The sequence below is a fragment of the Corynebacterium nuruki S6-4 genome (assembly GCF_007970465.1).
In the GTDB taxonomy this organism is placed as follows: domain Bacteria; phylum Actinomycetota; class Actinomycetes; order Mycobacteriales; family Mycobacteriaceae; genus Corynebacterium; species Corynebacterium nuruki.
On record NZ_CP042429.1, the window covers coordinates 2,965,503 to 2,990,670 of the forward strand.

A 25,168-nucleotide genomic window follows, 5' to 3' on the forward strand; every position below is an offset into this window, starting at 1 on the left:
TGTGGGGGGCCGGGGACCACCCCCGGGCCGACCGTGAACGGCGCGGTCACCTGAGTACAGGGGAACTGACCCGCTAGGATCATTCAGGTTGATGCTCTCAAGACCTTCTGCCACACTCACAGAATCGAGGAATCCCTGTGAACCCGCCCCCGACCCGTCCGATGCCCGAGATCCCGGTCCAGCCGGGACAGATCATCATCGACGATCTCATCGGACGCCGGGTCGCCCTCAACCAGCACCAGCGGATCACCCTGGGGCGGGCCGCGGACTTCCCGGTCGGGGAGGACGACGAGTTCATGCACCGGCGGTTCCTCCAGTTCTGGGCGGACGGGACCACCTGGATGGTCACCAACCACGGTGGTCGGCTGACTGCGGGGATCCATCCACGGGCCGACACCTCCTTCAGCGAGATGCGGGTCGGGCCGGGCGCCAGTCTGCCGCTGCCGCTGGGGGAGTCGGCGGTCGTCTTCGGTACCTCCGACCGGACCTATGAACTGCACCTGACCGTGGCACGGACGCTGCGTCCGCCGGAGGTCGGCGTCCCGCCGGTGGGCGGGGACTCCACCATCGGACAGTTCATGCCCAACGCCGAGCAGACCCTGCTGCTGCAGGCGCTCGCCGGGCCGCTGGTGAAGAATCCCGGTGCCGGGATGGACGAGGTGCCGTCGGTCCGTGACCTCGAGGGCACACTCGGCTGGTCCCAGAAGAAGATCAACACGAAGATCGACTACCTGTGCCGGACCCTGGAGAACAACGGGCTCCCCGGGTTTTCCGCACGGTCCGGCAACGCGCCGACCCGCCGACTCGCCCTGGCCCGCTACGCCCTCGAGAACTACTGGTCGTTGACCCACCGCGGCGTCTTCTGACGGCGTCCCGCCGCAGTGAGACCGCAGTGAGACGACAGAGAACGGAAGAGAGGACAGATCACCGTGACCCGACCCAGCGGCAGCCAGCCGACCCCCGGTGACCGGGGCTGGTCGGAGTTCACGGCGTACCTCCGCAGCAGACACGGGCTCACCGACCTGACCGAGATCGGCCACGGCGGCATGGGCCGGGTCTACCGGGCGTGGGACGACGGACTCGACCGGTGGGTCGCGGTGAAGGTGCTGCGACCCGAGGCGACGGGGACCGGGGTGCTGCCCCGGTTCCGTAACGAGGCGCGCCTGCTCGGTCAGCTCCACCACCCCGCCATCGTCGGGGTGCATTTCGCCGACGTGAGCCCGGACGGTGTCGCCTATTTCGGGATGGACTACGTCGAAGGCCGGGACCTGGGCAGCCTCCTCGACGAGCGCCGGCGCCGTGGCGCGCACTACTCGGTCGCGGAGACCGCGGACCTGCTCGGCTCGGTGGCCAGCGCCCTCGACGGCATCCACGACCTCACCCCGCAGGTCATCCACCGGGACATCAAGCCGGCGAACATCCTCGTGCCGGACCGGCCTCGGGCCTGGGCGCCGGCGATCCTCACCGACTTCGGCATCAGCATGTCCACCGACGACACCCGCCTGACCTCCGCCGGTTTCCTCATCGGGACGGACCGGTACATGGCGCCCGAACAGTTCCGGCACGTCACCGACCCGGACGCCGGCCTGCAGGACGCCCCGGGGGCCTCCGTCGACCTCTACGCCTTCGCCCTCATCGCCTGGGAGATGCTCACCCTCACCCCGCTGCGGGACCGCATGGGACGCACCGAGTGGATCTACGCACGGCGGGTCCCCGCCCTGGCGCCGGAATCCCTGGCGCCGGCCGACCGGCCGCGGGCGGCGGAGCTGTCCGCGGTCTTCGCCCGGGCACTGGCCGATGACCCCGCCCACCGGTACCCGACGGCGTCCGGATTCCTGGACGCCCTCACCGGTCGGAGCCGCGGGTCACAGGCCACCGCACCGGCCCGGACCCGGATGCAGCCACCGATGCAGGCGCCGGCTCCGGTGCAGGCGCCGGTATCCCGGCCCGCCGCGGCCCGCCCGGCCACGGCGGGGCAGACCGGGACCGGGAGGAAACCGCACCGGGGACTGCTCACCGCCGTCGTTGCCGTCCTGCTCGTGGTCATTGTCGTCCTCGCCGGACTCGTCGTCACCGACAAACTCCGGAACCCCGCCTGGTCCGGAGCCGAGGCGACGATGGCCAAGGCGTTCCCGGACCTGCTGCCCGACCGGGAGAACGGGAGCGGGTGGCGCGGGATGACCTGCAGCGGGGTGACCCCGGACCCCGGCCAGCAGGCGAGGATCAACTGTTCCGGCGCCGACCTCAGCCTGGTCGTCGCCGACTTCGGGGACTCCGGCACCCGTGACCGCTTCGGATCCGGCGAGGACCTGGTGGACCTGAGCAACGGTCAGTGTTCGGTCCGGACCGGCCGGGTCGCGCAGTCCGGCAACGGGTTCGCCTATGTCTCCCTGCCGCAGGACGGCGCCCTGGACCGTTACTCGCTCCTGTTGAGCGGGGACGGCGCCCAGGACGATGTGCGGGCGATGCCGGTCTGCTGAGAGACCGCCAGGGTTTTCAGGGGACCGTGCAGAGGTTCCCCGCCTCCTGCCAGGCACATGCGTTAGGGTTCACTACTGGAACCATCCCCGATGAGTGAGGACGCGACAACACTGATGGCCAACTACGACCTGTACACCGAGCTGGATCTCGACAAGGACATGCCGCCGGCGGAGATCGCCGCGCTGCTCGACGGGAAAATCGACGACTTCCGGTCCCGTGGCTACCCGGAGCATTCCCCGGAGGTGGACCAGCTGTCGACGGCCCGCTCGATTCTCGGCGACCCGTACAAGCGGGACGTGTACGAGAGCGCCCTCTACGGCGGGGATGACACGGTCGTCGATGTCGTCTGGCTGCACAATCTCGCGGACACCACCTTCCCGCCCACGCCGGACGCCGCCACGACCGACGGTCCCTCCACCGCGGAGACCCGGAAGACCTCCGTCTCCGACCTCGCCGCGTCCGCTGACGCTGCCGGCGCGACCGACGTCAACGACGCGGACGGTGCTCACAGCGCCGGCGACCGGACGGCCGGGGGAGCGCACACCGCCCCGGACGGGACGGACGCGTCGGCGTCGGGCGCCGCGACGGGCGGGAGCCCGTGGTCGCCGTCGGACGGTCCCGCCACACCCGGCGCCTACGGTCCCGGACCGTACGCCGGAAGTTTCGGCCAGCCGGGTCAGGCGGGCCGGCCGGGTCTGAACCAGGCGCCGAACTACGGCCGGCCGGGCGCCCCGTCGGCTGCCGCCGCGTCGATGAACCTCAGTGTCGCCGGGCGGACCCGGTCCGAGTCCAAGACCTACCTCGTCTGCCTGGCCATCATGGTGCTGGGCATGATCTACCCGCTGATCGTGCTGTTCACCGGCGACAACGACAGTGACGGCGTGTACAGCATCCTCAAGGCCACCATGTTCGCCGTCGCCCACGCCGTGGCCTGGGTCGGCATCGCCGAAGTCATCTGGGGCGTCCGGCGCATCGCGTACCCGGCCCGCGACGACGACAAATAGTCCCTGCCTCACCCGACTTCACCCCACCTCACCTCACCCTCCGGAGGAGCATCCATTCCATGACCGATCCCGCAGCGTCCGATCCCGCGTCCCACCAGGGTCGTTGGAGCCACCGGGACATTCCCGCGAACGCCGCCGTCCCACCGTCGCAGGGGGCACCCGCACCCGCCGCGCCGCAGCCCGGCGGTCCCCGGGCCGTGCTCGCGGTCCTGACCACCCCGCTCATCACCGCAGGGCTGGCCGCCGTCCTGCTCGTCCTGTCCGTCGTCGCCTTCGCCGTGAAGTGGTTGACCGCGGACTTCTCACTGCCGCTGGGACCGCAGACCCTGTCGCTGTCCTCGACGGTCAACGGGTTCGGCATGCAGAAGCTGTCCGGTGACCTCGGCTCCGATTCCGCACTGTCCGGGCAGTACCTCGCCTTCGCACTCGTGACTCTGGTCCTGCTGGCCGTCGGCGCGGTGCTGGTGCTGCTGGTACCCCGGCTGCGCAAGATCGGGGCCCTGGTCGTCGCGGTCGGCGGCGCGGTCGAACTCGTCTACGGTCTGCTCATCGCCGTCGGCGTGCTGGGGATGGACAAGAGCGACGTTCTCGGCGATGACCTGGACAGCCTGCGGTCACTGTCGCCGCAACTGGCGCAGCAGATCGAGGACGCGTTCTCCTTCGGTACCTCCGCGGGGCCGTGGATCGCGGTCGTGGTCGGTGTTCTCGCGGTCGCCCTCGGCGTCCTGTTCCTCATCGGTGCGCCCGGTCCGCTGCTTCCGGCCCGGCCGGTTCAGCAGGGCCAGCCCGGCCAGCCCGGCCAGCAGGGCCAGCAGGGGATTCCCGGCCAGCCGTTCCCCGGTGGCGCCGCACCGCAGTTCCCGCAGCCGGACTCCGGTGAGGGGCGCTGGAGCGGCGACCGGCCGCAGTAGCGGTCCGCCCGCTACGCCGGGTGCCCGGTGGGCCGGGCAGTCCGGGCGGTCCTGACCGTCGCGGCCAGCTGCCGGATCTCCTCGTCGGTGACTTCCCGGTGCCCGGCAGCGGTGCAGAAGTCCAGCAGCGAGTACCCCGCACGCTGGATCTCCAGGTGATGGGGCCAGTGCTCCGCGGCGTACTCCGGCGCGTTGTAGGCCACCGACTGTGCGGCACGTCGCTCACTGAGCAGTTCGTACTGCAGATCGCGGCGCTCGGCGAGGGCGTCCCGCGGCGTCGATGAGGTGAGGAGCCGCCCGAGCGGGGCGCCCATCGCCCCGACACTGCGTCCGACGAGACGCTGACTGTGCTTGATCTCGGTGTCCCTCAGGAAGAACAGCCACAGGCCGCCGATGCAGAAGAGCACGGCGATGACGACCTCCGCGGTCCGGGAGAACACCACCTCGCTCAACGGCAGGTGCATTGAGCCGCCCATCATCAACGCCAGCGGGGTGGTGACGATGACGGTGAAGGCGTAGCTCTTCACCACGAAGACCTCGGCGAAGAACTGGCAGAAGGCCAGTGCGGCGAGCAGTCCCCAGGTGTGCAGACCCAGTGCGTGGAACAGCGAGAACAGGGCGATGCCGAACACCGAGCCGATGAGACGGTGGATGCCCCGGATGGTGCCGGGTTTACGGTCCGGACCCCACTGCAGCACCAGCATGGCCGACACGACCGCCCAGTCCGGCCGGTCGAAGCCCAGCGCGATGCCCACGACCCCGGCGAGCAGGCAGGACACCAGCACCTTCACCGCGGTCATGGTGGCATGGGAGTAGAGCGTCAGCGACCGGTAGATCCGGTAGCGGATCGACGGGCGTGCCAGCGGGATCGACAGCCGGTTGAGGTCGATGTAGCTGGGGATGTCAGTGACCTCCTCGGCACCGCTGCCGTCGACACCGTCGGTGGCGTCCGCGGTGCGTCGGGACCTGCTGCGGTGGTACTCGGCCAGTTTCACCTGGGCGGCGAGGGTGCGGTGGGCCAGCTCGTCCTGCACGGTGCCGACGGTCTCGCCGCCGCGGATGATCCCGGCGTCCGCCAGGGTGAACCAGGCACCCGTCAGGGCCGACTCGACCTGGTGGGTGCGGGCCACGGTGGGCGAGGGGGTGGCGGTGTAGGAGGCGACGAGGCGTTCGAGGTTCTCCACGGCCGCCGTCTCCGGCCGGTGCCGGCCCCAGAGGGCGGGGACCATACCGATGATCATGGCGGAGATACCGCCGACCGCGGCCCACACACCGACCTCGACCGGGTTCATGCCCTGCTTGGCGACCATGGTCGCACCGCCGGAGGCCATGACGATGAAGAAGCCGCCGGGCGGCGGCAGGCGCAGCGCATTCTGGACGAAGGCGACCACCACGGCGATGGCGGTGGTGTACAGGGCGATGAGGAGCATCCACCAGTCGGTGCCGCCGGCCTCGATCTGCGGCCACACCACCGAGCCGACGAAGGCGCCCGCCATCTGGCCGACAGCGAGGCAGAGGGCGGCGTAGCCCATGACCCGCCAGCGGGTGCGGAACGGCAGCCCCTCACCGTAGATGACGGTGAAACCACCCGAGGCGATGAGCAGCATCTCGGTCTCGTGACCGAGCGCGAGGACGACGCTGGCCGGCAGGACGACCGCGAGTGCGGCGCGCAGGGCACCGGGCCAGCGCGGTCCGGGGGAGTTCACCGCGATGAGCAGCTGCCACCAGCTGGGGTAGGCGGGTGGCTGTTCGGCGGAGGGGGCGGGCTGGGATGGTGGGGTGGTCGGGCTGGTCACCGATCAATTATAGGCCCCGCTGATTTGTGTCGGTGAGTACGGTAAGGACAGTGTCCACCCCTCATCTGTCCCGCCCGCCGCTGCCGGGGGTACTGGCCGGGGCACTGTTCCTCGGCCTGGTGCTCCTGGCCCTCAACCTCCGCAGCCCGCTGACCACCCTGCCGCCGGTCATCGACCGGATCCGGGAGGACACCGGCTTGAGCGACGGCGGGGCCGGCATGCTGACCTCGGTGCCCGTCCTGTGCTTCGGGCTGCTGGCCTGGCCGGCGTCGCTGCTCATCCGCCGCACCGGCATCGACCGGGCGGTGGTCGTCACCCTCCTCGGCGCCGCCGCGGGGATCGTCATCCGCTCCGTCGGGGGTGTACCGGGACTGTTCGTCGGCATGGTCGTCACCGGGGTGTTCCTGACCGTCGGCAACACCGTCGCCCTGCTGGTCATCGGCCGGGACTTCGCCGCGCACCTCGGGGCGGTGAACGGGGCGTACACCGCGTCGCTCAACGTCGGCACCATGCTGACCTCGGCACTGACCGCGCCGCTGGCGGGACTGTGGGGGTGGCGCGGGGCGGCCGGCTCCTGGGCGGCGCTCGCACTGACCGCCGCACTGCTGTGGTGGGCGGTCTCGTCGTGGCGCTCGCGGGTCGTCGCGGTGACGGCCCCGGCGGTCCCGGGGAAGATTCCGGAGCGGATTCCGGACGCCGCGGCGCAGCCGACGGAGGGGCAGTGCACCACGGTCGGCCGGACGCCGTCGCGGCGTCCTTACGTGTGGTTGCTCGCCGGGGTGCTTGCCCTGCACCTGTTCATCTACTACGCGCTGACGACCTGGCTGCCATCGATCATGGCGGACCGCCTCGGCATGGGCGCGGAATCAGCCGGTGCCGCGGCCTCGACCTTCCAGATCCTCGCGCTGCTCGGCGCCTTCGGTTCCCCGGTGGTGGCCCGCCTGATGCGGCAGGAGACACTGCTGGTCCTGCTGGCGGTGCTGTGGACCGTCACCGCGGTGGGGATGCTCACCGCCCCCGCCCTCTGGCCGGTGTGGTGCGTCTCCGGCGGCATCGCCCAGGGCGGGGTGTTCACCGTCGTCTTCACCCTCATCGTCTCGCGGTCGCGGGACGCCGACGACAACCGCCGGACCTCCACCCTGGTGCAGGGCTGGGCCTACACACTGTCCGCCGTGGGCCCGGTGCTCACCGGTCAGCTGCACGAGAGCAGTGGCGGCTGGGTGGTGCCGTTGACCCTCGTCAGCGTGCTCGCCGCCGCGCTCATCGCGGTGGCGGTGGTGCTCCGGACCGCCGGGACGGTCAGAACTTCGTGAACCGCCTGGTGAGGTTGTTCTCCAGCTCAGTCCAGCCGTTGGCCTCCTCGTCGAACGGGGCGGTCGGGGTGGCGGCCGACGGCGAGCCGAGCATGTAGGCGATGTAGTCCTGCAGCCGCGGGTAGGCCAGCAGCACCTGGTTCACCCCGTCGTCCTTGGCCCAGTCGGCGGCGTCCGCGAGCAGTTCGTAGGCACGTCCCAGCTGGTCGGTGTCGACGGCGTCGACACCCTTGGCGATGTCCTCGCGCAGACCGGTGAACCCGTAGACGTTCGACGGGTGGACCTCGACCTCCAGCTCTCCGGCGTTGGCGAGCGAGACCAGGTCGTCCCACGTCCCGAACTGGGCGAGGTCGTGGTCCTTCGCGTCGATCATCCAGCGCACCAGGGACCGTGCCGAGGGGAACGTGTGGATCTCGCCGTTGGTGCCGAGGAACACCGGCTGACGGTCCCCGACGTAGCAGCGCAGGGTGTAGACGGTGGACCCGTCGACGGTGATGCGCACCGGGTCGATGCCGGCGGCCGCCCATGCGCTCGAGTCGTAGGGGTCGGCGTCGGTGGTGTCGGTGGCGCCGGCAGCCTTCTCAGCCTCGTCAGCCTGGGCCCGGTCCTCGGCGGCGGCCGTGGCGGCCTTCTCGGCGGCCTCCTTCTTCGCCTTCTCGGCGTCCTCGATGTCGCTCTGCGCCCGGGTGACGGCGTCCTCCGGCACCTCGGGGGTCACGAACTGTTCATCGACGGCATCCAGCAGCTCCGGCCAGTTCCCGAGGACGGCGTGGCCGACCGAGGACCATTCGCTCAGCCCGTTGTCGCCGGAGTAGTGGTCGGCGCCCCGGGCGACGTTCGCCAGCACCGAGTAGGAGCGGAACCAGCGGTTGACCTTGTCGATACCGCACACCGCGCCGAGGGAGCGCAGCACGTCGAAGGCGGCGGCGACGGCCTTGGTGTTCTCGAAGGAGGGCCGGCCCGCCAACTTGTCGGGCAGGTCGATGAAGCTGATCTCCCCGGAGGCCCGCGGGGTCACCTTCCGCTCGGCGTGCTCGAGGAAGGCCGACCAACGGGGGTGGTCGCTGAGGTCGTGGGCGCCGCGGCCGTTGTCCCGGAGCCAGGCCAGCAGTGCCGCGGAGGAGGGGAAGCCGAAGACACCGGAATCGTCGCCGAGGAACGCCTGCCACTGTTCGCCCCCGGCCACCCAGCCGGGTGCCCAGAGGGTGACGTAGCTGCCTGCGGTGGATTCAATCTCGAGTGCGACGATTCCGTTGTCTGCCATGGCCGGTCAGTCTACCTGTCCCGGCTGTGCTGTGGGGTGAACACCGCCCCGGTCGTCGAACAGTGCCCGGGTGAGCACCGGTGGCACGGTCGGCGGCGGATCCCCGAGGAACTGACGGAGGTTGTAGTCGGCGGGCGCCGGGGCGGTGGTGATGCGGGCCAGTCCCTGGTCCGGGGCCGCAGGCTGCGGGGGCGACGCGGGCAGTGGCGGTCGTGACGGCATGGATCCGCGCCCCTATCCGGTCGGCCGGTAGAAGCCGAGGAAGCCCATACCGATGTTCTCGGTGCGGACCGGGGACTGTTGCACCGGGTCGCCGGCCTCGATCATCATCCCGTCACCGGTGATCATCGCGACGTGCCCGTCCCACACCGCCAGATCGCCCGGCGCCAGCTGGTCCGCCGGCACCTGTGGACCGACCGCCTGGGCGTCCGCGGTGCGGGGGATGTCGACCCCGGCCTGGGCATAGGCCCACTGCGTCAGTCCGCTGCAGTCCATCCCGGCCCCTGGGGTGGTACCGCCCCAGACATAGGGGGTACCGAGCGCGGACTGTGCCGCCTCGACCGCGGCACCGGCCTGCGGTGTCGGAGCCCCCGGGACGTCCCCCGCCGTCCCCGCCGGCACCCCCTCCTCAGATGCCGCGGGCGGCTCCGGAGCCGGGGCGACGGGTGGGGCGCCGGGTGGGGCGCCCGGCGGCGCGACGGCGCCGGGACCGGGGTCAGTTCCGGGGCCGGTTCCGGGGCCGGCCGGGGGCTCCGGCAACTGCGCGTCCACCACACCGACCCGGGCGGTCAGGTCCTCCAGCTCCCCGCCCAGGGCGGTGAGACGTGCCTCGGCCCGCGCACGGTGTTCCGCGGCGACGGCACCGGCGGCCACCGCGGTGGCCGGGGAGAGCGGGGCGCCGACGACCAGGGCGACGAGCTGCCGGACGCACTGCCCGGCGATGACGGTGATGTCCCCGGCCGCACGACCCACGGCGGCGACGGCCTCATCCGCCAGTCTCTCGAGGTCGTCGGAGAGGTCCAGCACCGCCACGGCGCGGCGTCCCGCATCGGTGAGGGTCCGGGTGACGGCGGTGCCCGCGGCCCCGGTGACGGCGGCCTCCGCCGCGGCGGGCAGACCGTCGACGAGCGCCGGGAGATCCCCGGCGGCCAGATCCACCAGCGGGCCGTCCCCGGCGACGGCCGGGCCGGGGACCATCCGCGACAGCGGCGCGACGAGCGAGGGAATGTCGATCACGGCGGTCATCAAGCTCACCGGATCCCGTGGAACCCGGCCGCGGTGGTGGCCTCGTGGTCGGTGACGGTCCCGGCCAGGCCGGTGAGGGCGGTCGCCGACCGGCGGTAGAAACCGGCGAACCGGTCCACCGCCTCCGACTGGCGGTGCCGGGCGCCGGTGAGGGCGGCACAGAACCGGCCGGCCGCCGGGACGACCGGCGGGAGGACGGCCGCGGCAGCCTCCGGTCGGACGGACAGTCGGGCGGCGATCTCGTCGGCGGTTCCGGCTGCGGCGACGAGCCGGTCAGGATGGGTGATGAGTGTGTCAGTGGTCTCCATACCGGGATAGACGCCCGGGGGAGTGCTGTGGTTCCCCGGGCGGGGAAGTATTTTGGAGGGTATGGAGATTGTCGAGGTACACCATCCGCTCGTCGCCTCACGGCTGACGATCATGCGGGACGCCCGGACCGACAACGCCGCGTTCCGCGCGGCACTCGCCGACCTGGGGATGATGCTGATCTACGAGGCGTCCCGGACGCTTCCGGTCGAGACGTTCGACGTGCAGACCCCGGTCGCCGTCGCCGACGGACAGCGGCTGCAGGACCCGCCGATCATCGTGCCGATCATCCGCGCCGGCCTCGGCATGGTGGATCCGGCCCTGTCGATGATCCCGGACGCGCAGGTCGGCTTCATCGGTATGGCCCGTGACGAGCAGACCCACGAACCGGTCCCGTACCTGGAGGCCCTGCCCGAGGACCTCACCGGACGCACCGTCTTCCTCGTCGACCCGATGCTCGCCACCGGCGGATCACTGCTCCACGCGCTGCGCCTGCTGGCCGGCCGGGGCGCCACCGACATCACCGTGGTCTGCATGGTCTCCGCGGTGCCGGGGGTCGAGGCGGTCCGGAATTCCGGGCTGCCGGTCGGCACCCTGTTCACCGCGACGATCGACCCGTCGCTCAACGAGGACGCCTACATCGTCCCGGGCCTCGGCGACGCCGGCGACCGGCTCTACGGGCCGCGGAACATCGACCTCGACGACATGTAGCCGGCGACCGTCCACGGCCCTGCCCGGGTCTCAGGGGCAGGCGTCGACCGGGGGGTCGAAGAGTGCGGAGACCGAGAACTGGCCGGTGAGCGTGTACCGGCCGGCTTCCGGGAAGGTCATCGTCGTCCAGTCCGTGTCCTCACCGCCGGCGATGCAGGCCGCCGACGGCTCCGTGGGGCTGGTGGACATGGCAGCACCGGTGGGGCCGGTGGCACCGGTGGTTGCGGTGGGGGTCGCCTGCCCGTCGTCCCGGACGGCGGTGAGGTACCGGTTGGGGCGGATACGGATCTGGTGGGGCCGGTCGACGGCGTCCTGCGGGACGTCGACGACCATCTCGGCGGGGGAACTGGTCACCAGCTGCAACGGGGCGGGCACGATCGTCGTCGGATCGGTGACCTCGTAGAGCGTCCAGTCGGGGTTCGACCACCGTGGGGTGAGGTAGGGCAGCCCGGCGCCGACCAGGTCAGCCTCGTCCTGCTGCTGCCGGATCGGGTCGGCGGCGACGGCGACGTAGGCCACGGCGTTGTCGGCCAACCAGGTTCCGTAGGACGTGGCGTCCAGGGAGTCCCGCTCGTAGAACACCGGGTTGTAGCGCATGTCGGACTGGTTCTCCCAGCCGCGCGCCAGCGGCACGGACTCGGTGAGCAGGTGACTGCCGGCATGGGTGCCGGTATCGACGAGTTCCACCCGGTGGTTGTCGATCCGGCCCTCGTCGACGAGCGTGTCGAGCTGTTCGGTGAGCGGAGTGTAGCGGAACTCCTCGTCGGTGTCGGCGACGGTCACCTGGTCGTAGAGTGCGACGAACAGGGCGTAGACGAGCGCGGGGGACAGCAGCAGTGCCAGCACCTTCGGCGAACGCAACGACCAGAACAGCACCACGCACGGCAGCACGAGGTAGAAGAACCGGCTGAGATTGGCGCCGACCCCGGTGGGGATGATGAACAGCACCACCGCGGCGGCCATGGCAACCGGGGCGATCCACCGGGCGGGCAGGACGCGGGTGTGCGCCGGACGCCACAGGGCCACGGTCGCGCCGACGCCGATGACCAGCGACCAGGCCAGCGTGGTCCACACGTACGGCTGCACCCCGGGCGCCCCGAACAGGAACGAGGGGGCCAGCACCCCCAGTGCCGCACCCGCCAGGGCCCACCACAGGGCCGGGGAACGGTAGCTGCGGAAGAACAGGAACGGCAGGGCGATGATCCCGGCGAAGGCGGGGACCAGGGCGCTGGCCAGCCCGGCGACGACCAGCAGGACCGCGCCGACGACGGGGCGTCCCCGCTGGAACACCCACAACCCGACCATCGCGACCGCCGCGCCGACCGCGAAGGTGACCCGGCCCGAGAACATGTTGAGCACCGCCGCCAGCGACACCGCCCACATCATCAGGGTCGGGTGGGCGGCGGTGCGGGAGACCGGGTAGGACAGCGCGGCGACGAGGACCGTGGCCAGGCACAGCAGCGGCAGGGAACCGACGGCGGAGGTCAGCGGCGGGACGAGCAGCGAGTAGCTGCCCGGCGCCACACCACCGAACCAGCTGAACCAGTAGCTCACGCCCACCCCGGACCGGTTGGCGGACTCCCGCGCCAGCGCGGCCTGCAGGTCGCGCATCGGCGGGTCGAGCACGAGGATCACCACGGCGGCCACGGTGGTGAGGACCACCGGGAGCCACGGGATCCAGGGCAGGCGTCGCATCAGGCGGTGAGCCTCCGCACGGTGTCGGTGAGCTCCGAGAGTGCGCTCTCCACCGCCGCGGCGGTGGCACCGCCGGCCGCTCCGGCGACCTGGAGGTAGAACTTGGCCTTCGGCTCGGTGCCGGAGGGCCGGACCACGACACGGTGGGCCAGGTCGCCGACGGTCCACCGCAGCCGGAAACCACCGGTGAGATCGGCAGCGTCAGCAGCGTCAGTACCGCCAGCGCCGGTGCCGTCGAGTGCGCTGACCTCGGGCGTCGCCCCGCCGAACAGGTCGGCCGGTGCCTGCCGCGCCCACTGCGCGACGAGGGCGGACGCCGCCTCCGACGTCGGGAAACGCACCGCGACCTGGGCGGTCCGTACCACCCCGTAGGTCTCGTCGAGGTCGGCGAGCTCGTCGCGCAGGGTCCGGCCCTGCGCCTTGAGCTCGGCGGCCCAGGCAGCGGTCACCAGCGCGGTGGCGATGCCGTCCTTGTCCGCCACGACCTGCGGGGCGGGACAGGTGCCGATCGCCTCCTCATAGGCGAAGGCCAGCTCACCGGGGGCGTCGTCGGCGGCGCGGGCCAGATTCTTGAAACCGGTGAGGGTCTCCCGGTAGTCCCAGCCCTCGGCCGCGGCGATCCGGCCCAGCAGTGACGAGGACACGACCGTCGTCGCCACCACCGGTGCCGGCGCACCGTCGGCGGCGGTCGCCACCGCCTGTCCGACGACCCGGCGGGCCAGCAGCGGACCGGTCTGGTCGCCGCGCAGCATCCGGTAGCCGTGGGGCGCGGCCGGGTCCGGGACGCCGACCATGCACCGGTCGGCGTCCGGATCCAGGGCGATGAGCAGATCCGGACGGTCCTCCGGGGCAGCCCCGGCCGCCTGCTCCAGCAGCAGGTCACAGGTCCCCGGCTCCTCCGGGTTGGGGAACTCCACGGTGGGGAACTCCGGGTCCGGCCACCGCTGGGCGGCGACGACGGCGGGCTCCTGGAACCCCGCCTCCCGCAGCGCCTGCTCCAGCGCGGTGCCGCCCACCCCGTGCAGCGGCGTGTAGAGGACGCGCAGGGCGCGGCGTGCGGCCAGGACATGCCCGTCGCCGCTGGTCACCAGGCCCGCCACCGCGCCGACATAGCCGTCGTAGGCGCCGAGGTCGAGGTGCACGTCGGTGCTGCGGTGGATCTGCGGCGCCGCCGGCTGGGCGGCGATGAGCTCCTCGATCTCCCGGTCAGCCGGGCTGACCAGCTGGGACCCGCCCGCGAGGTAGAGCTTGTAGCCGTTGTCGCCCTTCGGATTGTGGCTCGCGGTGATCTGGACGCCCGCGTCGAAACCACGGTCGCGCACCAGCCACGCCAAGGTGGGGGTCGGGGCCGGCCGTGCGATGAGCGTGACGCGGCACCCTGCCCCCGCAAACGTCTCGGCGGCCGCCCGGGCCATCGAGTGGGAACCGTAGCGGGAGTCGTAGCCGACCGCGACAGCGGGACTGTCCCCGCAGGATTCCTGCCGGGACAGCCAGGCCGCCACACCCGCGGACGTGCGGGTGACGGTCGGGACATTCATGTGGTCCTCCCCGGGGCCGACGGGGGCACGCAGACCGGCGGTACCGAAGGCGATCACAGTGCACCCACCAGCTCCCGCAGCAGCGTGCCCATCTCACCGGCCGAGGCCTTCCCGGCGGCGAGCACCTCCTCATGGTCCAGCGGTTCGCCGGTCACCCCGGCGGCCAGGTTCGTCACCAGGGAGATCCCGAGGACCTCCATCCCGGCGGCGCGCGCGGCGATCGTCTCGTACACCGTCGACATCCCCACCAGCCCGGCACCGAGGGTGCCGAGCATGGCGATCTCCGCGGGAGTCTCGTACTGCGGCCCGGGCATCATCGCGTAGACCGCCTCCCGGATCCCGGGGCGCAGTCCGGCGACCAGCTCGCGCAGCCGCGGCGAGTAGGCGTCCACCATATTCACGAAGTCCGCGCCGACCAGCGGGGACCGCATCGTCATGTTGAGGTGGTCACTGATGAGCACCGGCTCGCCGACACTCATCCCCTCGGTCAGTCCGCCGGCGGCGTTGGTCAGCACGACCGTGCCCGCCCCGGCGGCCGCGGCGGTGCGCACCGCGTGGACGGTGCGCCACAGCGGGTGCCCCTCGTAGCCGTGGGTGCGCCCCAGCAGCACCAGGACGCGGCGCCCGGCGAGCTCGAGGCTGCGCACCGTCCCGCCGTGGCCCTCGGCGGTGGGCGGGAGGAAACCGGGGAGGTCGGCCATCGGGAACTCGGTCACCTCGCGTCCCTCACACAGCACGTCGGCGGCGGGACGCCACCCCGAGCCGAGCACCACCGCGACATCGTGGGCGTCCCGACCGGTGCGTTGCGCCAGTGCGGACGCCGCCTGCTCCGCCAGCACCGCCGGCGGGGTCTCTGCAGATTCAGCCTGTGACAAGTCAGCCATGGCACCAGCATAAGGGCGCCACCGGACAGTACGGCTAGGATGGTCGGGAAACCCCCGGACCATCACCTCTACAAGGAGCGCCACACCCGTGAGCACCGCCGTCACCGTCGCCGCGTCCGTCACCGACTGGATCGCCGACAACAGGGACCCGGTGATCAGCTGGCGGCGTCACCTCCACGCGCACCCGGAACTGTCCCACAAGGAATTCGCCACCACCGACTTCATCGTCGGGAAGCTGACCGAGGCCGGGCTGGAACCGCACCGGTTCCCCGGCACCGGCTGCATGGTCGACATCGGCGGCCGCGGTGACCTGGCGGACGCCCCGGCGATCGCCTTCCGCGGTGACATCGACGCGCTGCCGGTCACCGAGGTCACCGGCCTCGACTTCGCCTCGGAGAACCCGGGGGTGATGCACGCCTGCGGCCACGACATCCACACCACCGTGCTCCTCGCCCTCGCCTGCGCGCTCGCCGACTACGACCGGACCTACGGCCTGGACCAGCGGGTCCGCTGCATTTTCCAGCCGGCCGAGGAAGTCGTCGACGGCGGTGCCCCCGACGTCATCCGCGCCGGGGCGCTGGCCGGGGTGAGCCACATCTTCGCCGTGCACGCCGAACCGAAACTGCGTGCCGGACAGGTCGGGGTGAAGACCGGGGCGATCACCTCGGCCACCGACATCGTCGAGGTGACCGTGAAGGGCCCGGGCGGGCACACCTCGCGGCCGCACCTGACCGCCGACGTCATCTACGCCGTCGGACTGCTCATCACCCAGCTGCCCGGACTGCTGTCCCGACGGGTCGACCCGCGGACCGGGACCGTCCTGACGTTCGGGGCGGTCAGTGGTGGGGCGGCCTTCAACGCGATCCCGCAGGAGGCCTCACTGCTCGGCACGCTGCGGACCGGCAGTCCGACGGTGTGGCGGGAACTGGAGGCGCTGTTCCCCGAACTGGTGGAGCAGATCCTCGCCCCGACCGGGGCGACCGCCGAGATCCGGCACGACAAGGGCGTCCCGCCGGTGACCAACGACGACGCCTGCACCGCGCTGATGGCGCAGGCCGTCAAGGACGTCGACCCGCATGCCCTGCAGGAGGCGCCGCAGTCCAGCGGCGGCGAGGACTTCAGCTGGTACCTGGAGCACGTGCCGGGGGCCATGGCCCGGCTCGGGGCGTGGAACGGGCAGGGCGAGAAGGCGGACCTGCACCAGGCCGACATCATCTTCGACGAGAACTGCATCGCGGTCGGGGTCCGGCTGTTCGCCGGGGTCATCGACGAGTTCCGTCAGGTCCGGTAGCCGGCCGGTCCCGTCAGCTACCGGCGGCGCCGCTGGTCCCGCAGCCGGTCCCGGGCCTTCTTCACGGCGTCCGATCCGGTGGCGGTGGTACGCCCCAGCAGGCGCTGTGCGGCGTCCATCGCGTCGGTCGTCAACTCCGTCTGCCTGATCCGCCGCTCGGCCTTCTTCTGCTCCAGCTGCAGGCGCTGCTCCTGCCGGATCCGCTTCACCCGGGCCCGCTCCAGCGCAGCCGGCGAGGGCGTGTGCCAGGACCGCGGGCCGATCTTCAGCACGTACAGCAGCACCGCCACCGCCGGAATGATGAACAGCGGCAGCCCGTTGCCCACGACGATGGACGCCACCCACGTGCCGATCACCGTCAGCGCCATGACCGCGGCCCGCGGTCGGGCCCCACGGTTGTGCTGCTCGGCGAGCTCCCCGGCAGAGTAGACGGCCATGTCGGAGCCGTACGGTCCGGCGGCACCCTGCTGGTCAGGCAGCACCGGGAGGTCGGTGAACAGGGCGTCCAGCTCCCCGCGGGTCGTGGCGGCCGCGGCCCGGCGGGCCCGGTCGTCGTACTCGGAGACCGTGAGCCGCCCGTCGGCGAAGTGCACCCCCAGCAGCGACATGGCCGACCCCCGTTCGGTGTCCCCGACACGCAGCCGGTCCCCGCCACCGTCGGCAGGGTCGGCAGGGCCGGTGGAACCGTGTGGACCGGCAGGGGGAGTAGTCATACCGTCCCAGTATACCCCGGGGAGTCACCTGCCCCCGGGGGCCGCGATGAGGACCGCCGACCCCAGCAACGCGCACAGCCGCAGCGCCAGGGACAGTTCCGCGGCGGTCCGCTGCGGCCGTTCCGGCAGCAGCTCCTGTGCCTGGCCGATCCGGTACTTCACCGTGTTGCGGTGCAGCGTCATCGCCTCACCGGTGCGGGTGTAGCTGCTGCCGGTCTCCAGGAACCGGGAGCAGGTCTCCCGCAGCCGCGCCGCTGTCGGGGTCTGCTCCGCCAGCCCGCCGAGCTCCTCGGCCACCCACCGCCGGATCTCCGGCATGTCCGAGGTGAGCAGGGACGCCAGGGCGACCCCCGGACCGTCGTAGCTCAGCGGCACCGGATCCTCGACGACCGCGGTGCGGGCCACCCGCTCCGCGGCGAGCGCCTGCCGGTGCGACCGTCGGAACCCCTCACGGCCGGACGCCGGCGCGCCGAAGGCGATCCGCGCGGCCGGCAACCCGGCCAGGAGCCCGGACGCCCCGGCCACCGGGTCATCGTCCCGGACACTGAACCACACCCAGGCCGTGCCCCGGTCCACCGCGGTGAACAGTGTGGGGCCCGCGAACCCCGCGCCGCGCGCTATCCGCCGCACCTGTTCGGCAAGCTGCGTGGTGTAGTCCACCGCCGGATTGGCCCGGTCGATCCACAGCACCGCGGCGCGGTGCCGCTGGTCCAGGCGGTACTGTGCCGTGTGCTCGAAGGCCCGGTCGGTGACCTCCGCCCCGGCGAGGACCTCCCGGATCAGGGACGCGGTGGCGGAGGCACTGTAGTCCCGGATCCGGCGGGACTCCGTCTCGTAGGCGGTGAGGATCTCCCCGCTCATCCAGTCGATGTAGCTGTGGAGGAACCCGTCCATGTGGTGCAGGATCTCCAGCTTGTCCCGGGACGGACAGTCCATGTCGCGGATGATGCCGAAGATCTCCCGTCGGCCGCCCTCCGACCCGAGGTGGTAGGCGCGGCGGAGCTGGTCGGCGGGGATGCCCCGTTCCGCCAGCCGGTGGGCGTACCGGATCGCCGCGCTGCTGGGGCGGGCCTCGTCGACCGGGATACCGTTGCGCAGCAGCTGGCTGATGGTCTCGAGATTCCCCTCGACGCTGGACACGAGGATGTCGTGGATGTCGGCCCCGCCCAGGGGCGGTTCCTTCTCGATGATGAGGTCGGTCATCGCCCGGGCCACCTCCGGAAACCGCCGGTGGACCTCCTCGCCGATGTGCACGAAGGCGGCCGGGACGGGATCGGTCCCGGTCATGCGGTCAGTCCCAGGTCCCGCAGCGCGGAGCCGGCGGCGTTCCAGCCGCACATGCCGTGCGCCCCGGCGCCCGGTGGGGTCGCCGCCGAACACAGGTAGATGCCCCGGCCGCTGTCACCGCCGGTGGCACTGCCGCCGGTGCGGTAGGGGTCGAGGGCGATCCTCGGCCGGAACAGCAGCTGACGCAGTGAATTCGCGCCGGTGACGATGTCCCCGCCGACGAAGTTGGGGTCCGCGTTCTCGATGTGGGCGACATCCCACGAGGTCTGTGCCACGATCCGGTCCCGGAAGCCGGGGGCGAACCGTTCGATCTGGGCGATGACCGCCGCGGTGGCGTCCCCGCGGAATCCGGCGGGGACGTGGGCGTAGGTGTCCACCGGGTGGACGCCGTCGACGGCGCGGGAGGGGTCGGCCACCGACTGCTGGGTGACGAGGACGAAGGGCCGGTCCGGCATCCCACCCCGGTTGACCTGGCGTTCCGCGGCGGATATTTCGCCGAAGGTGCCGCCGACGTGCACGGTGCCGGCCTGCCGGGAGGGCCGGTGGGTCCAGGGGATCCCGCCCTCGACGGCGAAGTGTACGGCGAAGGCACCGGGGCCGTGCCGGTAGCGGGACAGGGCGCGGGAGACCGCTGCGGGCATCGCCGGTCCGGCGATCTCCACGGCGGCGCGCGGTGACGTGTCGAGCATGACGATCCGGGCGTCCGGCACGTCGGCCAGCGACCGTACCCGGACGCCGGTCTCGATCCGGCCACCGAGGGATTCCAGGGTGTCCGCCATTGCCCGTGCGATCGCCGCGGAACCGCCGACGGCCGCGGGCCAGCCGAAGGTGTGTGCGGCGGTGCCCAGCGCGGTACCGATCGCCGAGGACCCGAGGGTGTGGAAGGGCCGGAAGGCGTGGGCGGCCACCCCGCCGAACAGGGCCCGCGCCTGCGGGGTGCGCCACAGTCGGGCGGTGACGGCGGCCGGCAGTCCGGCGAACGCTCCGAAATGGGCGAGTTTCAGCGGATGGGTGGGGACGTGGACCATCGGTCGGAGGAAATCCTCGGTGACGTCGGCGAAGTTCCGCGACAGCGGGCCGAACACGGTGCGCCAGGTGGCGGCGTCCTTCCCGAGGGACGCCGCGGTGCGGTCGACGCTGCGGTAGACGGCTCCGCCCGGCCCGTCGGCTCTGTCGGTGGCCGGGCCGTCGAGCGGATGGGAGTACTGCACTTCCGGCCAGGCCCAGGACAGGCCGTGTGCGCCGAGATCGACCGAGTGGGAGAACGCGGTGGCGACGGCCAGCGGGTGGATGGCGGAGCAGTGGTCGTGGACCAGTCCCGGCAGGGTGACCTCTCCGGACCGGGTGCCGCCGCCGATCTCGTCGGCCGCTTCCAGGACGGTGACCTCCAGTCCCGCGCGGGCGAGGGTCACTGCGGCGGCGAGTCCGTTGGGGCCGCTGCCGACGACAGTTGCTGTGCTCATGATGGGTAGTGTGTCACTTTCTGGACGCCGGGGTGCCCCGCCCGGCGAAACGGGTGCCGGGCGGGACAGAGGGTCGGGACGGGGGACAGCCGCCGCCAGCGGATGTGAGGTTCACGAACCGAGGTGCCTTTCGGGGACCGGAAAATCGACCTGTCGGTTCGTTCCGCGGGCATCGGGGTCAGAGGTGGGTCAGTGTCGGGGTCAGTGGCGGGGTCAGTGGCGGGCTCAGGGGCACGCCACAGGTGGGGCGACGGACACCTACACCGGTTCGTCCGCGCCAGCGGGCTCGGCAGCGGGCTCGGCTGAGGCACCGGCGGCACCGGCGGTACCGGCGGTGTCCGTGCTGGTGTCAGCGGCGTGCCGGCGTCCGGGGAAGGTGTAGCCGGGCAGCTGCCAGGTCACGGTGTGGTCGATGGGGCCGTCGGCCAGCCAGGGGCAGGCCTCGGTCGCGTCGGTCACCACGTACCGGCCGCGCTCGACGACTCCGAGAGCGGCGTCGATGACCCGGTACTCGATGTAGTCGCGGTGGATGGGCTGCGACTCGGTGTACACCACCACCAGGTCACCGGGGGCGTAGTGGCAGCGGTCCTGCACAGCCGCGACCAGCTGCTCGTCGTGGAGATGACCGTCACCGAAGTTCCAGCCGATGAGGCCGGAGACCACGGTCTCGCCCTCCCGGATCCGGTAGGTGTCCATGTCGACGTACTTGGCGAGCAGGGTGTGCAGGGAGCGTCCGGCGCTGTGCATCGACCGCCACGCGTTGGCCTTCTGGGTGAACAGTTCACCGAGGTCCTCACCGTAGACGTCGATGATCTGGCTGGCGTGCTGGTCACCACCGCGGGCGATGCACTCGTCCAGCTTCTTCTCGGCGGCGGCGTCCTTCCAGGCCCAGACGGTGGCGGCCCAGTTGCCGGAGTACTGCCGGTAGGAGACGAGGAAGGAGATCAGGTCGGGCCGGATGTTCCCGATAATCGGCCAGATGAGCACCGCGGCGACGACGGCGACGGCGATCCACGGGCTGCTGAAGTCGGTGACCCCGAATCCGGCGCCGGCGTCGTGACCCCAGAACAGGAAGACCGCGAAGAACATGAAGAAGATGTTCCACTCCAGCGGCACCGCCAGAGGGATGGTGGAGATGATGAACGCGTGGAGGGCGAGCATGCCGAGCACGGCGATGAAGGTGAGGACCCGGTTCGTGGAGAACAGCAGGATCAGCGGGGCCCCGCCCTCGAGGAGCGTGCCGGGGACATGGGCCATGAAATGGGTGAACCCGGAGGGCCGCAGGTCATCGGGGTAATTCGGCTCTTCCGGTTTCAGAGTGCGTTGATTGCGCCCCGGAGTCCGCCCGAGTGGATCAGTGACCGCAAGATGTAGTTGGCCTTGTTCCGGAATCCCAGGGCGATACCGCGCAGGTGTCCCAGCTTGCCGTTGATGTTCTCGACCGGACCGTTGGACGCACCGGTGTCGAAGTACGCGAGGATGTCAGCCTGCCGCCGCCACAGGGTCTGACCCAGCACCCGCAGTTCCCGCAAGTCATTGGGGATCTTCACGTGCAGAGCCTTGATCACCTTGAACATCCGCAGCTTCCCGTCGCGTGGCCGGTCAGCCTGATAGGCGGCAAGAATCTCCTGGTAGAAATACCACGTCACCTGCACCGGCAGGTGCGCCTCGGCGGTGAGCACGTCATCAAGTTTCACCGCGTTGGCCGGGGTCACCAGTGACTTGCGGGTCAGCAGGATGCGCCGGATCCCGTACAACGGATCCCCGGACCGCCCTCGGTGTCCTGTCGTCTCATTCTGGACCCTTTGCCGACATGCGGTGAGCTTGTCGATGGCCAGATGGACGACATGGAACGGGTCCATGACCTGCCGGGCCTGGCTCAGATGCTGGGTCGCGGCTTTCGCGTAGCCGGTGAATCCGTCCATGGTCACCACCCGGATCCTGTGGCGGAACGTGCTGCCGCGGGCGTCGAGCCAGTCGCCGAACGCGTCGGCACTGCGGCCGGGCACCATATCGAGCAGTCGGGCCGAGCCCACCCCGTCGACCAGTGGGGTCAGGTCCACGATCACGGTGACGAACCCCGGTGACCCGTCACCACGGACGTGCTTCCACTTGTGCTCGTCGACGCCGAGGACCCGGACCCGGTCCAACCGGGACGGATCCTGATAGGACAACTGCCGGCAGGCCGACAGGGCCAGTTGGTTGACCTTGTCCCAGCCGATACCCAACGCCCGGGCACAGGCGGTCACGCTCATCCCGTCGGTCGCCATGCGCTGGAGGATCCAGCGGGTCACTCGGCAGGTTACGGACTGTCGATCGTCGGCCGCCTGTGGGATCGACGCCCGGAAGATCGTGACCTCACAGTCGTCGTTGCCGCAGGCCAGTCGGGGTACACGGACGTGCAGGAGGCTGGGGTGGCCGACGATAGGCAGGTCCGTGAGCCGGCGTTCGACATGGTCACGGACCCGGCAGGCATGCCCGCAGCCCGGGCAGTTGGAATCGACGGTCACCGGGTGGCAGAACAGGTGGGTGACGTTTTCGGCGTCGGCGGCATTGTCGATGGACAGGCCCAACTCGGCGGTGCGGCAGATCGTGTCAGCGACGAGGTTCGGGACAGCAGAAGGCGTGACGGTAGGGTGAGACATGGATCCTGGAGCGGCTGGATGGTGATTAGACACCTTCATCCTGTCACTGCAGGATCCTTCTGCATTTCCGGCCCCAGCCCCTACATGTTGTGGTGACCCATTCAGCCTGCTTCACATCTGATACGCACTCTTCATCCGGAAGAGCCGGTAATTCTTGTACAGTTTGCGCTTGATCCAGGTGCCCGGCACCCAGGGGGCGTTGGCGATCATGGCGCACACGGTGGGGGAGAAGTGGTGGCCGATCTTGGAGAAGGCCGCGCCGCACCAGACGACGACGATGACGATCTTCGCGGCGAGGATCATGTCGGTGTAGTTGCTGAGGACGGCGAAGGCCAGCAGGATCAGCGGGTACTGCTCCGAGCGGGCCGCGAGGAAGACGGTCTTGTCGCGCAGTCCCATGACGCAGATGAGGACGATGTAGCTGAGGACCGCCCAGGCGGGCAGCAGTCCCGCCTTCGCATCCGGCACGATGTCGTAGCGCTCACCCGGGGCCACCAGCAGGTAGATCAGGTTGGCGAGGATGACGGCGTAGAGGACCACATCGAACATGGTCCGTCGGTCACCGCGGGTGAACGGGATCTTCTCCCACGGCGGCAGCCGGATCGTGTCCGGACGCAGCCAGTAGTGGAAACCGCCGAACAGCGGCTTGACGTTGAAGGAGAGCGGGCCGGAGGACGCCGAGAGGCCGAGAATCTCGCAGAGGATCGTCCAGACCATCAGTTTGAGGTAGACCATCGGTTCGGTCCACCAGTCGGTGAAGTTCCCCCACCCGCCGAGATCCGGGGTGGTGAGTCCGACGATGAGGATGCCGAAGCCGACGTAGGCGGCCATCTTGGCGACGTAGAAGAGCGACAGTACCTTCGGGACGCCGAAACCGTGGTCGACCCAGTGCTGGTCGAGGACCCGCATCCGGTCGGAGAACGGCAGGCGGACGACCTTGTCGAGGTCTCCGGGCGGGAGTTCGGGTGAGGTGAAACCCATGATCTTGTCCTTACGCGGTCGTGGAGTACGTGGCGTACGTGGTGTGGAGTGTCAGACGGTGGTGGTCAGGCCGGCGCGCAGCGTCGGCTTGTCGATCTTGCCCACCGGGTTCTTCGGGATCTCGTCGACGATCTGCAGGTCGACGGGGACCTTGATCTTGGTGAGATGGCGCCGGCAGTGGGCCAGCAGCTCGTCGGTGGTCAGCGGGCTGCCCTGCATGAGCGAGACGACGGCGACCGGTTCCTCGCCCAGCCGGGGGTGGGGGCGGGCGATGACCGCGGCCTCGAGCACCCCGTCCACCCCGTAGAGCAGTGCCTCGATCTCCTTGGGGTAGATGTTTTCCCCGCCGCGGATGATCATGTCCTTGATCCGGTCGATGATGGTGAGGTAGCCGTCCTCGTCGAGGCTGCCGACGTCACCGGTGTGCAGCCAGCCGTCGACGACGGTCTCGGCGGTCGCCGCGGGCCGGTTGAGGTAGCCCTGCATGACCGTGGGGCCGGAGATGAGGACCTGGCCGGCGGTGCCGGTCGGGACGTCGGCACCGGCCTCGTCGACGATCCGGATGGTCTGGCCGGGCATGGCGGGGCCGACGGTCCCGACCTTGCAGGGCCCGGCCACCGGGTTGCAGGCGTTGGCGCAGGTCCCCTCGGTCAGGCCGTAGCCTTCGACGACGGTGATGCCGAGCTGTTCCTCGGCCCGGACCAGCAGTTCCGGGGACGCCGGTGCCGCCCCGCAGATGACGAACCGCAGCGAGCCGGTGTCCGGCCGGTCCTCCAGCGGCAGGTCGGTGATGTGGGAGAGGATCGTGGGGACGCAGGAGAAGTACGTCGGACGGTGGGTTTCGACGAGCTCCAGGAACGGGCGGGGAGCGAACCGTTCCACCATCGTGATCCCGGCGCCGACCCGCATCGGGGTGAGCACACTGACGAGGATCGCGTTGACGTGGAACAACGGCAGGACGAGGATGCAGTGGTCGTCGCCGGTGATGCCGGTCCGTTCCGTCATGGCGGCGGTCATGGCGTCCAGTTGGGCGTGACCGAGCATCGCGCCCTTCGGGCGGCCGGTCGAGCCGCTGGTGTAGACGACCAGGGCGGTGTCCTCCCCGGACAACGGTGCCGGATCGGCGAGCTCGTCGGACGCCCCGCCAGGGTCCGGCAGCCCGACGATCTCCGCCGCGTCGAGGACGGTGGTCAGGTCGTCGAACCGGCCGGGTTCGGTGCAGACGAGGACGCCGGCGCCGGAGTCGGTGAGCTGCCGGGCGGCCTCGGTGTCGGTGAAGACCGGGTTGACGGGGGTGACGACGGCACCGAGATACCAGGCGCCGAACATGGCGGCCAGGAATTCCGTGCAGTTCGGGAGCATGACGGCGACGACGTCGCCCCGGCGGACGCCGAGTGCGTGGAGCCGGGCGGCGACGGCGCGGGCACGCCCGGTGAGTTCCCGGCGGGTCCATCCCCGGTGCCGGTCGCGCACGGCGGGCAGGTCCGGCTGCTCGGCAGCGCTGTCGGTGCCGTCGGGGCCGTTCCAGGGGAGATAGGGGAAAAGCACGATGTCCTCCTCGTGATGTGGGGTGACATCACTCTAAGGAGGCTGTGACCGGGGTCACATCGGCTCGGGCGGACGAAGAATCCGGCGGTGGT

General features: G+C 70.9%; 22 protein-coding genes. 7 read left to right on the plus strand and 15 right to left on the minus strand.

Annotated features, from left to right (window positions below; genetic code table 11):
- The first annotated feature begins 137 nt into the window (after window positions 1-137).
- The 4 genes from FSW06_RS13440 (at window position 138) to FSW06_RS13455 (ending at window position 4,396) form a co-directional block, all read left to right on the plus strand.
- A complete protein-coding gene (locus FSW06_RS13440; RefSeq protein WP_010119796.1) occupies window positions 138-866 on the plus strand; it encodes a hypothetical protein in 729 nt (242 codons plus the stop codon).
- A gap of 63 nt (window positions 867-929) precedes the next feature.
- A complete protein-coding gene (locus FSW06_RS13445; protein ID WP_010119795.1) occupies window positions 930-2,480 on the plus strand; it encodes a serine/threonine-protein kinase in 1,551 nt (516 codons plus the stop codon).
- Between the two features lie 114 nt (window positions 2,481-2,594).
- Window positions 2,595-3,485, plus strand: a complete 891-nt coding sequence (locus FSW06_RS13450; RefSeq protein ID WP_010119794.1) for a hypothetical protein — start codon at window positions 2,595-2,597, stop codon at window positions 3,483-3,485.
- A 59-nt stretch (window positions 3,486-3,544) separates the two neighbouring features.
- The gene (locus FSW06_RS13455) at window positions 3,545-4,396 is read left to right on the plus strand and encodes a hypothetical protein (protein WP_139024425.1); all 852 of its coding nucleotides are present in this window, start codon (window positions 3,545-3,547) and stop codon (window positions 4,394-4,396) included.
- An 11-nt stretch (window positions 4,397-4,407) separates the two neighbouring features.
- Here the strand turns inward: FSW06_RS13455 and FSW06_RS13460 are convergent, their stop codons facing one another.
- Window positions 4,408-6,192, minus strand: a complete 1,785-nt coding sequence (locus FSW06_RS13460) for an FUSC family protein (RefSeq protein ID WP_029449238.1) — start codon at window positions 6,190-6,192, stop codon at window positions 4,408-4,410.
- Window positions 6,193-6,242: 50 nt separating this feature from the next.
- On the opposite strand from FSW06_RS13460, the gene FSW06_RS13465 reads away from it, so the two are divergent.
- Window positions 6,243-7,505: an MFS transporter gene (locus FSW06_RS13465; protein WP_010119791.1), complete on the plus strand. Its 1,263-nt coding sequence runs from the start codon at window positions 6,243-6,245 to the stop codon at window positions 7,503-7,505.
- On the opposite strand, the gene FSW06_RS13470 is transcribed toward FSW06_RS13465, so the two are convergent.
- The 4 genes from FSW06_RS13470 to FSW06_RS13485 are packed head-to-tail and all read right to left on the minus strand — an operon-like array spanning window position 7,492 to window position 10,322.
- The gene (locus FSW06_RS13470; RefSeq protein ID WP_010119790.1) at window positions 7,492-8,769 is read right to left on the minus strand and encodes a hypothetical protein; all 1,278 of its coding nucleotides are present in this window, start codon (window positions 8,767-8,769) and stop codon (window positions 7,492-7,494) included. The two genes, FSW06_RS13465 and FSW06_RS13470, sit on opposite strands and share 14 nt — an antisense overlap.
- Window positions 8,770-8,775: 6 nt before the next feature.
- Window positions 8,776-8,991, minus strand: coding sequence for a hypothetical protein (locus tag FSW06_RS13475; protein WP_010119789.1), 216 nt, complete (start codon window positions 8,989-8,991; stop codon window positions 8,776-8,778).
- Window positions 8,992-9,003: 12 nt separating this feature from the next.
- Window positions 9,004-10,014, minus strand: coding sequence for a C40 family peptidase (locus FSW06_RS13480; protein WP_244946814.1), 1,011 nt, complete (start codon window positions 10,012-10,014; stop codon window positions 9,004-9,006).
- Between the two features lie 5 nt (window positions 10,015-10,019).
- Entirely contained in the window at window positions 10,020-10,322 is a 303-nt protein-coding gene (locus tag FSW06_RS13485) for a hypothetical protein (RefSeq protein WP_010119779.1), read from the minus strand.
- Window positions 10,323-10,383: 61 nt separating this feature from the next.
- Here FSW06_RS13485 and upp point away from each other — a divergent pair, with 61 nt between their 5' ends.
- The gene (upp, locus tag FSW06_RS13490) at window positions 10,384-11,031 is read left to right on the plus strand and encodes a uracil phosphoribosyltransferase (RefSeq protein ID WP_010119777.1); all 648 of its coding nucleotides are present in this window, start codon (window positions 10,384-10,386) and stop codon (window positions 11,029-11,031) included.
- 30 nt (window positions 11,032-11,061) lie between these two features.
- Here upp and FSW06_RS13495 read toward each other — a convergent pair whose 3' ends face one another.
- Genes FSW06_RS13495 through FSW06_RS13505 form a run of 3 tightly spaced genes read right to left on the minus strand, consistent with a single transcriptional unit; the run spans window position 11,062 to window position 15,148 of the window.
- Window positions 11,062-12,726, minus strand: a complete 1,665-nt coding sequence (locus FSW06_RS13495) for a hypothetical protein (RefSeq protein ID WP_010119775.1) — start codon at window positions 12,724-12,726, stop codon at window positions 11,062-11,064.
- Entirely contained in the window at window positions 12,726-14,264 is a 1,539-nt protein-coding gene (locus FSW06_RS13500; RefSeq protein ID WP_238525938.1) for a phospho-sugar mutase, read from the minus strand. Before FSW06_RS13500 ends, FSW06_RS13495 begins: the two co-directional genes overlap by 1 nt.
- Window positions 14,265-14,317: 53 nt before the next feature.
- On the minus strand, window positions 14,318-15,148 hold the full coding sequence (locus FSW06_RS13505; protein WP_050801958.1) for a purine-nucleoside phosphorylase: 831 nt from the start codon (window positions 15,146-15,148) through the stop codon (window positions 14,318-14,320).
- 88 nt (window positions 15,149-15,236) lie between these two features.
- Here FSW06_RS13505 and FSW06_RS13510 point away from each other — a divergent pair, with 88 nt between their 5' ends.
- Window positions 15,237-16,439, plus strand: a complete 1,203-nt coding sequence (locus tag FSW06_RS13510; RefSeq protein ID WP_010119772.1) for an amidohydrolase — start codon at window positions 15,237-15,239, stop codon at window positions 16,437-16,439.
- Between the two features lie 17 nt (window positions 16,440-16,456).
- Here FSW06_RS13510 and FSW06_RS13515 read toward each other — a convergent pair whose 3' ends face one another.
- The 7 genes from FSW06_RS13515 to FSW06_RS13545 all read right to left on the minus strand — a co-directional run bounded on the left by FSW06_RS13515 (window position 16,457) and on the right by FSW06_RS13545 (window position 25,076).
- A complete protein-coding gene (locus FSW06_RS13515) occupies window positions 16,457-17,152 on the minus strand; it encodes a DUF1707 SHOCT-like domain-containing protein (RefSeq protein ID WP_050801957.1) in 696 nt (231 codons plus the stop codon).
- Between the two features lie 24 nt (window positions 17,153-17,176).
- Window positions 17,177-18,439 (minus strand): PucR family transcriptional regulator, encoded by a 1,263-nt coding sequence (locus FSW06_RS13520; RefSeq protein ID WP_010119770.1) that lies wholly within the window; start codon window positions 18,437-18,439, stop codon window positions 17,177-17,179.
- Window positions 18,436-19,902, minus strand: coding sequence for a phytoene desaturase family protein (locus FSW06_RS13525; RefSeq protein WP_029449228.1), 1,467 nt, complete (start codon window positions 19,900-19,902; stop codon window positions 18,436-18,438). Before FSW06_RS13525 ends, FSW06_RS13520 begins: the two co-directional genes overlap by 4 nt.
- A gap of 258 nt (window positions 19,903-20,160) precedes the next feature.
- The gene (locus tag FSW06_RS13530) at window positions 20,161-21,159 is read right to left on the minus strand and encodes a DUF3556 domain-containing protein (protein WP_050801956.1); all 999 of its coding nucleotides are present in this window, start codon (window positions 21,157-21,159) and stop codon (window positions 20,161-20,163) included.
- A gap of 56 nt (window positions 21,160-21,215) precedes the next feature.
- Entirely contained in the window at window positions 21,216-22,547 is a 1,332-nt protein-coding gene (locus FSW06_RS13535; RefSeq protein ID WP_146881352.1) for an ISL3 family transposase, read from the minus strand.
- A gap of 111 nt (window positions 22,548-22,658) precedes the next feature.
- Window positions 22,659-23,528, minus strand: coding sequence for a DUF3556 domain-containing protein (locus FSW06_RS13540; protein ID WP_010119761.1), 870 nt, complete (start codon window positions 23,526-23,528; stop codon window positions 22,659-22,661).
- Between the two features lie 51 nt (window positions 23,529-23,579).
- On the minus strand, window positions 23,580-25,076 hold the full coding sequence (locus FSW06_RS13545) for a class I adenylate-forming enzyme family protein (RefSeq protein WP_010119758.1): 1,497 nt from the start codon (window positions 25,074-25,076) through the stop codon (window positions 23,580-23,582).
- Window positions 25,077-25,168: the final 92 nt, after the last annotated feature.

Excerpts from the sequence above, each read along its gene's own strand:
- FSW06_RS13450 (WP_010119794.1), top strand. The coding sequence starts at position 2,595 with ATGGCCAACTACGACCTGTACACCGAGCTGGATCTCGACAAGGACATG.
- FSW06_RS13455 (WP_139024425.1), top strand. The coding sequence starts at position 3,545 with ATGACCGATCCCGCAGCGTCCGATCCCGCGTCCCACCAGGGTCGTTGG.
- FSW06_RS13470 (WP_010119790.1), bottom strand. The coding sequence starts at position 8,769 with ATGGCAGACAACGGAATCGTCGCACTCGAGATTGAATCCACCGCAGGC.
- FSW06_RS13475 (WP_010119789.1), bottom strand. The coding sequence starts at position 8,991 with ATGCCGTCACGACCGCCACTGCCCGCGTCGCCCCCGCAGCCTGCGGCC.
- FSW06_RS13480 (WP_244946814.1), bottom strand. The coding sequence starts at position 10,014 with ATGACCGCCGTGATCGACATTCCCTCGCTCGTCGCGCCGCTGTCGCGG.
- FSW06_RS13485 (WP_010119779.1), bottom strand. The coding sequence starts at position 10,322 with ATGGAGACCACTGACACACTCATCACCCATCCTGACCGGCTCGTCGCC.
- upp (WP_010119777.1), top strand. The coding sequence starts at position 10,384 with ATGGAGATTGTCGAGGTACACCATCCGCTCGTCGCCTCACGGCTGACG.
- FSW06_RS13495 (WP_010119775.1), bottom strand. The coding sequence starts at position 12,726 with ATGCGACGCCTGCCCTGGATCCCGTGGCTCCCGGTGGTCCTCACCACC.
- FSW06_RS13500 (WP_238525938.1), bottom strand. The coding sequence starts at position 14,264 with ATGAATGTCCCGACCGTCACCCGCACGTCCGCGGGTGTGGCGGCCTGG.
- FSW06_RS13505 (WP_050801958.1), bottom strand. The coding sequence starts at position 15,148 with ATGGCTGACTTGTCACAGGCTGAATCTGCAGAGACCCCGCCGGCGGTG.
- FSW06_RS13515 (WP_050801957.1), bottom strand. The coding sequence starts at position 17,152 with ATGACTACTCCCCCTGCCGGTCCACACGGTTCCACCGGCCCTGCCGAC.
- FSW06_RS13520 (WP_010119770.1), bottom strand. The coding sequence starts at position 18,439 with ATGACCGGGACCGATCCCGTCCCGGCCGCCTTCGTGCACATCGGCGAG.
- FSW06_RS13525 (WP_029449228.1), bottom strand. The coding sequence starts at position 19,902 with ATGAGCACAGCAACTGTCGTCGGCAGCGGCCCCAACGGACTCGCCGCC.
- FSW06_RS13530 (WP_050801956.1), bottom strand. The coding sequence starts at position 21,159 with ATGGCCCATGTCCCCGGCACGCTCCTCGAGGGCGGGGCCCCGCTGATC.
- FSW06_RS13535 (WP_146881352.1), bottom strand. The coding sequence starts at position 22,547 with ATGTCTCACCCTACCGTCACGCCTTCTGCTGTCCCGAACCTCGTCGCT.
- FSW06_RS13540 (WP_010119761.1), bottom strand. The coding sequence starts at position 23,528 with ATGGGTTTCACCTCACCCGAACTCCCGCCCGGAGACCTCGACAAGGTC.